Annotated in this window: 7 protein-coding genes; 5 read left to right on the forward strand and 2 right to left on the reverse strand. The window is 61.1% G+C overall.

Annotation, left to right across the window (positions count from 1 at the left end; translation table 11 throughout):
- Positions 1-240: 240 nt before the first annotated feature.
- Positions 241-459 (forward strand): DUF2970 domain-containing protein, encoded by a 219-nt coding sequence (locus WBB95_RS08390; protein WP_424487154.1) that lies wholly within the window; start codon positions 241-243, stop codon positions 457-459.
- On the opposite strand, the gene WBB95_RS08395 is transcribed toward WBB95_RS08390, so the two are convergent.
- Positions 456-1,523 (reverse strand): ABC transporter substrate-binding protein, encoded by a 1,068-nt coding sequence (locus tag WBB95_RS08395; RefSeq protein WP_424487155.1) that lies wholly within the window; start codon positions 1,521-1,523, stop codon positions 456-458. The genes WBB95_RS08390 and WBB95_RS08395 overlap by 4 nt on opposite strands.
- A gap of 423 nt (positions 1,524-1,946) precedes the next feature.
- On the opposite strand from WBB95_RS08395, the gene WBB95_RS08400 reads away from it, so the two are divergent.
- Both WBB95_RS08400 and WBB95_RS08405 read left to right on the forward strand, forming a co-directional pair.
- A complete protein-coding gene (locus tag WBB95_RS08400; protein WP_424487156.1) occupies positions 1,947-3,605 on the forward strand; it encodes a nitrite/sulfite reductase in 1,659 nt (552 codons plus the stop codon).
- Complete coding sequence (locus WBB95_RS08405) at positions 3,589-4,083, forward strand: DUF934 domain-containing protein (RefSeq protein WP_048727764.1); 495 nt, start codon at positions 3,589-3,591, stop codon at positions 4,081-4,083. Before WBB95_RS08400 ends, WBB95_RS08405 begins: the two co-directional genes overlap by 17 nt.
- A 41-nt stretch (positions 4,084-4,124) precedes the next feature.
- Here WBB95_RS08405 and WBB95_RS08410 read toward each other — a convergent pair whose 3' ends face one another.
- Entirely contained in the window at positions 4,125-4,529 is a 405-nt protein-coding gene (locus WBB95_RS08410; RefSeq protein ID WP_424487157.1) for a MerR family transcriptional regulator, read from the reverse strand.
- Between the two features lie 72 nt (positions 4,530-4,601).
- Between WBB95_RS08410 and WBB95_RS08415 the strand changes: the two genes are divergently transcribed.
- Positions 4,602-5,834, forward strand: a complete 1,233-nt coding sequence (locus WBB95_RS08415) for an NADH:flavin oxidoreductase/NADH oxidase family protein (RefSeq protein ID WP_424487158.1) — start codon at positions 4,602-4,604, stop codon at positions 5,832-5,834.
- A gap of 77 nt (positions 5,835-5,911) precedes the next feature.
- The coding region (locus WBB95_RS08420; protein ID WP_424487159.1) for a thiamine pyrophosphate-binding protein at positions 5,912-6,133 on the forward strand (222 nt) is incomplete at its 3' end.

The raw sequence follows: 6,133 nt of genomic DNA on the forward strand, positions 1-6,133 counted from the left end.
ATGGATGGCCCGTCACGGCGGCCCACGGATTCAAGCCGGAGTGAGGGCACACCGAGCCTAGGCGAGGTGCCGAGTGGAGGGGCAAGAGCCCTTTTGGTTACTTTTGGGGCTCTTTTCCAAAAGTGACACGCTGTAAGAGCGGAACCATAAGCAGCCACAACCCAAATAACGGATATACACCCCCCACCCCCCCAAACGCTTGAACTATGCTCCCATCAGCCACAAACCCCTGAGGGACACATGAACGATCCAGTCAACAACAAGCCACCCACCTTCTGGCAGATGCTGCACAGCGTCATGGCCGCCGCCTTTGGCGTGCAAAGCGGCAAAAACCGCGCGCGCGACTTCACCCACGGCAAGCCGAGCCACTTCGTGATCCTGGGCGTTCTGTTCACCGCGATATTCGCCTTGACCCTGTTCGGCATCGTCAAACTGGTGTTACTGCTCGCCGGCGTTTAGCGCAGCAACAACTGCAGGCTAAATGGATAGCGATAGGACGCCGGCTTACCCACCGCCGACAACGCGCGAAAATCCACCGACGGCGCGGGCCCCAGCAAGCGTTGCGCCTGCTCGGCATCAATCAGCTGGAATAACGCCTCCTGGCGGTCACGCCCCCCGTAGGCGCCGATGTCGACGCCCTTGGCATCATCATTGATCAACACCATCGCCCACCCGCCCAAGGTGAAATGCCCGGCGACCAAGGTTGTCAGCCGCCCGTCCAAACGCGCTTTCAGAATGTCCGGCGAGCTGTTGATCGCGCTGAACAACACATCCTTACCCGGCACCCGCCCGCTGTCTTGCAAGGCCTGCATGGCGCCCAAGGCCATCTCATCATTGGCCGACCACACCAGCGCCGTCTGCGGGTAACGCTTGAACAATTGCGTGGCTTGGTCAAAGGCACGCTGGCGGCTCCATTCACCGTAGACCAGTTGGCGCAGGCGCACTTCGGGGTGCTCGGCCAAGGCGCGGCGCAGGCCTTGTTCACGCAGTTGCGCGGCCGGGGTGGTTTTGACCCCGGAGAACGCCAGCAGGTCGAGGGATTCACCGGGTGAGACCGGGCCATGCGAGCGCAGCAGGTCGGTGAGCATCAGGTAACCGGCCTGCTCGTCGTTGGCGACAAGGCTGCCAATCCAGGGGGCGTCATTGCGCGCATCGAGCATTTGCACCTGGTCGGCGGTCAGCGCGTTGTTCACGATCAACAACTTGACCCCGCTGCCTTGGGCCATACGCAGAATCTGCGGCGCGACGTATTGCTCGTTGACCAGCACCAGGTAGTCGGGCCGCGCGTTGCCTTGCAGCGCCTCACGCGCCTGGGCCAAGGTGTTTTGGGCATCACGCTCGGAATAGCGCACGCGCAAATCCAGGCCGAGGTCCTTGGCGCCGGCCTGCATGAATTGCGCGTAGCTGACCCAGAAGGTTTCAGTCGACATGCCAGGGTTGAGAAACACCACCGACGCAGCATGGACCATCGCCCCGTACGTCGATCCCAGCAACCACACACACGTAATCAGAACCTTCAACATGGTTGCTCAAGCCTTGAACGTTGATCGCCATGATAATGGCAATACGACAGTCAATCGAGGCTCAATCAACGCTCTTTTATTGGTGGCTGACCCAGAACACTGCGGTGCCGACCACCAGGATTATCAGGAACAAAATTGCCCAGGCATCCACGGTACTGTCAGGTTTACGGACCTTTGTAGAATTGCTCATCGCATCGCCTCTTGTCGGTTTTATAGGTGATTGCACTAAGACTCGACGACAGTAAAGTTCACACTTGCCCATATGACAAATGTGGGTATCGCGATAATCAGTCTCATTAGTCGATTTGGTTCTTTGCATATACTCAAACGTCACTTTTGCGCATAAACGCAAACTGGTATCGTGCGCCGGCTCCGTTGGGAGTGCGCGGCCGTGCGCGCAGATTTGCCGAGAACAGGACCTATATGTACGTATACGACGAATACGATCAGCGCATCATCGAGGACCGCGTCAAGCAGTTCCGTGATCAGACCCGACGCTATCTGGCAGGCGAACTGAGCGAAGAAGAGTTCCGCCCTCTGCGCCTGCAAAATGGCCTTTATGTTCAGCGCTTTGCGCCGATGCTGCGGGTAGCCGTGCCTTATGGCCAACTGACTTCCCGTCAGACGCGCATGATGGCCAAGATTGCCCGCGACTTCGACAAAGGCTACGCCCACATCAGTACTCGCCAGAACGTCCAGTTCAACTGGCCGGCGCTGGAAGACGTGCCGGATATCCTGGCTGAATTGGCGACTGTGCAGATGCACGCCATTCAGACCAGCGGTAACTGCCTGCGCAACGTGACCACCGACCAATTTGCCGGCGTCGCCGCAGACGAAGTGATCGACCCACGCCCCTGGTGCGAAATCGTCCGTCAATGGACCACCTTCCACCCTGAATTCGCCTACTTGCCGCGCAAGTTCAAGATCGCCATCAATGGCTCGACCTCGGACCGCGCCGCCATCGAAGTCCACGACATTGGCCTGGAGCCGGTGTACAACGCCGCAGGCGACTTGGGCTTTCGTGTGCTGGTGGGTGGCGGCCTGGGCCGTACGCCGGTGGTCGGTGCCTTCATCAACGAGTTCCTGCCGTGGCAGGACCTGTTGAGCTACCTCGACGCCATCCTGCGGGTCTACAACCGCTACGGCCGTCGTGACAACAAGTACAAGGCCCGGATCAAGATCCTGGTCAAGGCGCTGACCCCTGAGGTATTTGCCCAGAAGGTCGACGCTGAAATGGAACACCTGCGCGGCGGCCAGACCACCCTGACCGAAGCCGAAGTAGATCGCGTTGCCAAACACTTCGTCGACCCGGACTACAAGGCCCTGAGCAATCAGGACGCCGAGTTGGCCGAACTCGATGCGCAGCACCCAGGTTTCGCCCGCTGGCGCACCCGCAACACCCTGGCCCATAAAAAGCCGGGCTACGTGGCCGTGACCCTGTCGCTCAAACCTACCGGTGTTGCCCCGGGCGATATCACCGACAAGCAATTGGACGGCGTCGCCGACCTGGCCGAGCGCTACAGCTTCGGCCAACTGCGCACCTCCCACGAGCAGAACATCATTCTGGCGGACGTTGAGCAGAGCCAACTGTTCACGCTGTGGGGCGAGTTGCGCGAAGGCGGTTTCGCCACGCCGAACATCGGCCTGTTGACCGACATCATCTGCTGCCCGGGCGGCGACTTCTGCTCCCTGGCCAACGCCAAGTCGATCCCGATTGCCGAATCGATCCAGCGCCGTTTCGACGACCTGGACTACCTGTTCGACATCGGCGAGCTGGACCTGAACATCTCCGGTTGCATGAACGCCTGTGGTCACCACCACGTCGGCCACATCGGCATCCTGGGCGTGGACAAGAAAGGCGAAGAATTCTACCAAGTGTCCCTGGGTGGCAGCGCCAGCCGCGATGCGAGCCTGGGCAAGATCCTCGGCCCGTCCTTCGCCCAGGAAGCCATGCCTGACGTGATCGGCAAACTGATCGACGTGTACGTCGAGCAGCGCACCGAAGATGAGCGTTTCATCGACACCTACCAGCGCATCGGCATCGACCTGTTCAAGGAGCGCGTCTATGCAGCGAATCATTAAGAACAACGAAGTTCTCGACGAAACCTGGCACCTCTTGCCCAAGGACGCGAGCTTCGACGGCATCTCCAACTGCGACGACCTGATCGTGCCGCTGGCCCTGTGGCGCGAGCACGGCCACGCGCTCAAAGCCCGTGATGGCGGCCTGGGTGTGTGGCTGGACGCCGATGAAGAAGCCGAAGAGATCGGTGACGACGTGGAGCATTTCCAGGTCATCGCCCTGAACTTCCCGGCCTTCACCGACGGCCGCAACTACTCCAACGCCCGCCTGCTGCGCGACCGCTACGGTTATAAAGGCGAGCTGCGCGCGATTGGCGATGTGCTGCGTGACCAGTTGTTCTACCTGCGTCGTTGCGGCTTCGACGCCTTCGCCTTGCGCGCCGACAAAGACCCGTACGAAGCGCTGGAAAGCCTCAAGGATTTCTCGGTGACGTACCAGGCCGCAACGGATGAACCGCTGCCGTTGTTCCGTCGGCGCTAAGTTCGGCGAATGAAAAAAGCCCTGGCATGCCAAGGCTTTTTTTATGAATTGAGTTTAATCGACGCCAACACCTGCTTCTGCCCCATCGAACACGGCACATCTGCCGGGTGCGCGCGCACCGCCTCGATCACCCCCAGCAACTGCGCCTTGCTGTGAGCCAATTGCGCCTGCATGCCTTCGATCTGCTGCACCTTGCGCTCCAGCGCTTCGAGCAGTTCGTCGCGCTTTTGCTCGCCAGGGGCCGGCATCAGCGCCTTGAGTTCCTGCAACGTGAACCCGGCCTGTTGCGCGCTCTGAATCAATTGCAGGGTCTGCAGGGCCTCCACCGAGTAGCGCCGGTAGCCATTGGCCTGGCGCCCAACCTGGCTGATCAACCCTTCGGCTTCATAAAAACGGATACGCGATGCCGCCAGCCCGCTCTGTTTTGCCAGCTCACCAATATTCATCGTCACGCCCTGCTTGACATTAAAGTTAACTTTAAGCTTAGCCTGAGGCCTCCCCCGCTCAGGAGTCAACCCATGTCACCCTTCGAAGCCTTGCAACTGCCCAATGGCCAAGTCCTCGCCAACCGTATCGCCAAGGCGGCGATGGAGGAGAACATGGCCGACGCCCGGCAAGCGCCGTCGCGCGAGTTGAAGCAGCTGTACAAGAGCTGGGCCGACGGCGAGCCGGGCTTGCTGCTGACCGGCAACGTGATGATCGACCGCCACGCCATGACCGGCCCCGGCGGTGTTGCCCTGGAAAACGAGCAGCACTTGGACAGCTTTCGCGAATGGGCAGATGTGGCACGGGCCAAGGGCGTGCACTTTTGGGTGCAACTGAGCCATCCGGGGCGCCAGACCATGGCCAACCTGGGCCAGCAAGCGTTGGCACCGTCCGCCATCGCGCTCGACCTCGGCAGCTTTTCGAAGATGTTTGCCAAGCCCAAGGCCATGACCGAAGACGACATTCAAGACGTGATCAAACGCTTCGCCACCAGCGCACGCCTGGCCGAGAAAGCCGGGTTTACCGGCGTGCAAATCCACGGTGCCCACGGCTATTTGCTCAGCCAGTTCCTGTCGCCCCTGAGCAACCAGCGCACCGACCGCTGGGGCGGCGCGTTGGAGAACCGTGCACGCCTGCTGCTGGAAGTGATCCGCGCAGTTCGCGCCAGCGTCAGCCCCGCATTTTGCGTGGCGGTAAAGCTCAACTCGGCAGACTTCCAGCTCGGCGGCTTCGATGAGGCCGATGCACGTGCAGTGGTCGAGATGCTCAATGCGTTGCCGATCGATTTACTCGAGCTATCTGGCGGCAGCTATGAAGCGCCGGCCATGCAAGGCGAAGCGCGGGACGGTCGTACCCTGGCCCGCGAAGCGTACTTCCTGGAGTTTGCCAGTGAAGTGGCCGCCATCGCCAAGATGCCGGTGATGGTCACCGGCGGCATTCGACGCCTGCCGATCGTGCAACAAGTGCTGGACAGCGGCATCGCCATGGCCGGCATCGCCACCGCGCTGACCCTGGAGCCGCAACTGATCAAACACTGGCGCGAAGGCCGCGACGTCAACCCGCAACTCAAGCCGATCAGTTGGCAGCGCAAGCCCCTGGCGGCCCTCGCCACCCTCGCTGTGGTGCGCTACCAGATGCGCCGCCTCAGCCGTGGGCGCCTGCCCAGCCCCAAGGTCGCGCCATGGCTGGCATTGGTGCGTGACCAATGGTTTATCGCCCGCCGTACCCGCCAGTACCGCGCCGCCATGACGCAATCTTCACATTAAGGGCGGAGCATTCGCCGTGATCGAACTGTCCTCTACTGATCAGCAGCTTTTAACCTCACTGACGATTGGAGTTCTTCATGGCGAAAATCAACCTGGCCCAGCAATTGGCGACCACCCTTGAACAGGCGGGCATCAAGCGCATCTGGGGCCTGACCGGCGACAGCCTCAACGGCCTCACCGACGCCTTGCGCACCATGGACAGCATTGAGTGGATGCACGTGCGCCACGAAGAAGTCGCCGCCTTCGCGGCCGGTGCCGAAGCCGCCGCCACCGGCGAGCTGACGGTGTGCGCCGGCAGC

It is taken from the genome of Pseudomonas sp. (assembly GCF_049645325.1).
In the GTDB taxonomy this organism is placed as follows: domain Bacteria; phylum Pseudomonadota; class Gammaproteobacteria; order Pseudomonadales; family Pseudomonadaceae; genus Aquipseudomonas.